4 protein-coding genes are annotated in these 3,003 nt (G+C 59.2%); all 4 read right to left on the bottom strand.

Annotation, left to right across the window (positions count from 1 at the left end; all coding sequences use genetic code 11):
* Positions 1–131 precede the first annotated feature (131 nt).
* Positions 132–659: an inorganic diphosphatase gene (gene ppa / locus EKA13_RS26645; RefSeq protein WP_065761987.1), complete on the bottom strand. Its 528-nt coding sequence runs from the start codon at positions 657–659 to the stop codon at positions 132–134.
* Between the two features lie 91 nt (positions 660–750).
* The gene (locus EKA13_RS26640) at positions 751–1,566 is read right to left on the bottom strand and encodes a M90 family metallopeptidase (RefSeq protein ID WP_065761986.1); all 816 of its coding nucleotides are present in this window, start codon (positions 1,564–1,566) and stop codon (positions 751–753) included.
* 9 nt (positions 1,567–1,575) lie between these two features.
* Positions 1,576–2,226, bottom strand: coding sequence for a DedA family protein (locus EKA13_RS26635; RefSeq protein WP_065761985.1), 651 nt, complete (start codon positions 2,224–2,226; stop codon positions 1,576–1,578).
* A gap of 209 nt (positions 2,227–2,435) precedes the next feature.
* The gene (locus EKA13_RS26630; RefSeq protein ID WP_065761984.1) at positions 2,436–2,894 is read right to left on the bottom strand and encodes a GNAT family N-acetyltransferase; all 459 of its coding nucleotides are present in this window, start codon (positions 2,892–2,894) and stop codon (positions 2,436–2,438) included.
* Positions 2,895–3,003 lie beyond the last annotated feature (109 nt).

The raw sequence follows: 3,003 nt of genomic DNA, 5'->3' as shown, positions 1-3,003 counted from the left end.
CCTGCGATACAGGCGCCGCGTATTGGCTGACACCCCGCTGATGCCATCGTAGGCAAGCCTACTCCTACAGGGGGCTATTTTTGCAGGCAACAAAAAGCCCCGCGAGCGGGGCTTTTTGTTCAGCGCGGTGCTTAGCCTTTGTAGGCGGCAACGGCCTTGGTGATTTCGGCGCGGGCGGCGTCTGCGTTGCCCCAACCGTCGATCTTCACCCATTTGCCTTTTTCGAGATCCTTGTAGTTCTCGAAGAAGTGCTTGATCTGCTCCAGCAGCAGGGCTGGCAGGTCGGTGTACTCTTTGACGTCGACGTACAGTTGCGACAGTTTGTCGTGCGGTACGGCGATGACTTTGGCGTCGCCGCCGCCGTCGTCAGTCATGTTCAGGATGCCGACCGGACGGGCGCGGATGACCGAACCTGGAGCCACTGGGTACGGGGTTACAACCAGCACGTCCAGCGGATCACCGTCATCAGCCAGGGTGTTCGGGATGAAACCGTAGTTGGCCGGGTAGAACATTGGGGTGGCCATGAAACGGTCGACGAACAGGCAATCGCTGTCCTTGTCGATTTCATATTTGATCGGCGCGTGATTGGCTGGAATCTCGATGGCGACGTAGATGTCGTTCGGCAGGTCTTTGCCAGCCGGAATCTTGCTGTAGCTCATTGGGCATTGCCCCCATGTTTGGCCAAAAATTGGTCGCGATTATAGGCACATTCCCACGCGCTTGCCACGCCCACCCGGATGCTTGGCATGCTCAGTCCTTGGCGTGGCGATAGTGGGGATGATGGCTGTGTAGTTGCTGTAGACGCAGCAGCGGGTCCTGGCGGTAGAACGCGCGCAGTTGCTGGTAGACCTTGGGGTAGGTTCGGGCCAGCAGGTCGGGGGCGCTGAAGAAATATTCGCTGGTGACCGCGAAGAATTCCGCCGGGCTTTCTGCGGCATAGGGGTCGATGGCGGTTTCGGCATCCGGGTGGCGGTCAAGTTGACGATTGAGGTCGTCATAGGCGTGTTGCATGGCTGACGCCCAATCGCTGACGCGCATGTCGCTGTGCAGCGGTGGCAGGCCGTTGGCATCACCGTTGAGCATGTCGAGTTTGTGCGCCAACTCATGGATGACCAGGTTATAGCCTTCCCAGCCACCACTGGCCAGAACGCCCGGCCAGGCCAGGATTACCGGGCCCTGCAACCACGCTTCGCCACTGTGCTCACCATCCCACTCATGTTCCACGCCACTGGCGTCGCGGTGACGCTGTGGGCTGATGAAGTCGTCGGGGTAGAGGATGATTTCATGGAAGCCCTGGTACCAGTTCAGTTCACCCAGGTGCAGTAGGGGCAACTGCGCTTGAGCCGCCAGGTACAGGCGCTGTTCGGCATCCAGTTCGACGCCGGGCAGTGCGGTGAGGTGTTTTTCGCGCAAGAACAGCACGCAGGCGTCGCGCAGCCAGTGATCTTCTGCCTCGCTCAGACCGTCGAGCAGCGGCAGGCGCTCACGGATGCGCTGCCACAGCTGCGCATCGAGTGGGTACCGGGCCAATGTACGGCGGCGTCGCCAGGCGCTCAGGGACCACATGAGCGGGGCTTAGTTGGCCTTGGCGGCGTTGCGGTTGATGCGGTTGCGCACCAGGCTGATGATCATCGGCAGCATCGACACCAGAATGATCGCGACGATCATCAGCGACAGGTTTTTCTTGATGAACGGCACATTACCAAAGAAGTAGCCGAGGGTGACCAGGCCACCTACCCACAGGACGGAACCGGCGACGCTGAACGCCAGAAAACGGCTATAGGTCATTTTGGCGATACCGGCGACGAACGGTGCGAAGGTCCGCAGGATCGGCAGAAAGCGCGCCAAGGTGACGGTCTTGCCACCGTGGCGGTCGTAGAAATCGTGGGTTTGTTGCAGGTAATCGCGGCGGAAGATCTTCGAGTTGGGGTTGCGGAACAGTCGTTCGCCAGCGGTTCTGCCAATCACATAGTTGGTGCTGTCGCCCAGGATTGCTGCAGCCATCAGCAGGCCGCCAAGCAGCAATGGGTCCATGCCGCCGCCAGCGGCGACTGCGCCTGCGATGAACAGCAGCGAGTCGCCTGGCAGGAAGGGCGTCACCACAAGGCCTGTCTCGCAGAAGATCACCATGAACAGAATGGCGTAGATCCAGGGGCCGTAGTTGTTGACTAGTAAATCGAGGTAGGTATCAAGATGCAGGATAATGTCCAGCGGGTTGAAATCCATGTACGGCACCTGTGGTGAAAGCCCGTGCTGGCGGGCCTGCGATGACTGGCAGTGGGGTGTTTCGCGCGCGACACAGCGGCGTGCGAAAGCCTCCACTCAACGTGTGGTGCCGTATTATACGGCCGCAAACGGATTATTCCTGTGCTGTTTGTAGCGGAGGGTTTTGCTGGTGCATACCGGGCAGGCTCAAGGCCCGCCCGGCTGCCAGGTCAGTCCGACTGGATGGGGAGGATGTAGCTCTTGAACTCGGTGTCCTCACGAAAGCCGATGGACTCGTAGACTTTCATGGCCACGTCGTTGTTGGTGCTGGTGGAAACCCGCATGCGCACGGCATTGGTCTCCTTGGCCATCTTTTTCGCGGCGCGCATCAGGTGGTCGGCCACCAGTTGGCGGCGCGAGTCTTCGGCCACATAGATATCGTTGAGGATCCAGACGCGCTTGAGCGACAGCGAGGAAAAACTCGGATACAGCTGGCAGAAACCAAGCAGTTTGCTGTCGTCATCGTTGGCCAGTGCCAGGTAAATCACCGACTCACCACGCTTCAGGCGTTTTTCGAGAAATTTGCGTGAGGATTCGGGGTAAGGCGGTTGGCCGTAGAACTCGCGGTATTTGACGAAAAGCGGAGCAATCAGATCCAGATGCTCAAGGGTTGCTTTGATGATTCGCATAAGCAGTCCTCAGGTTCCTTTGGGGGTGGCGGCGAATCGCAGGGCAGCCGTAGCCCCGATGCTGCCTAAAGCGGAAAAAAAGCGCAATTGGCAAAAATGGACCCGAATC

This window comes from Pseudomonas defluvii (assembly GCF_001695625.1).
In the GTDB taxonomy this organism is placed as follows: Bacteria; Pseudomonadota; Gammaproteobacteria; order Pseudomonadales; family Pseudomonadaceae; genus Aquipseudomonas; species Aquipseudomonas defluvii.
The sequence above is the reverse complement of the archived record's forward strand: the minus strand, read 5'-3'. Positions and strand labels throughout refer to the sequence as shown.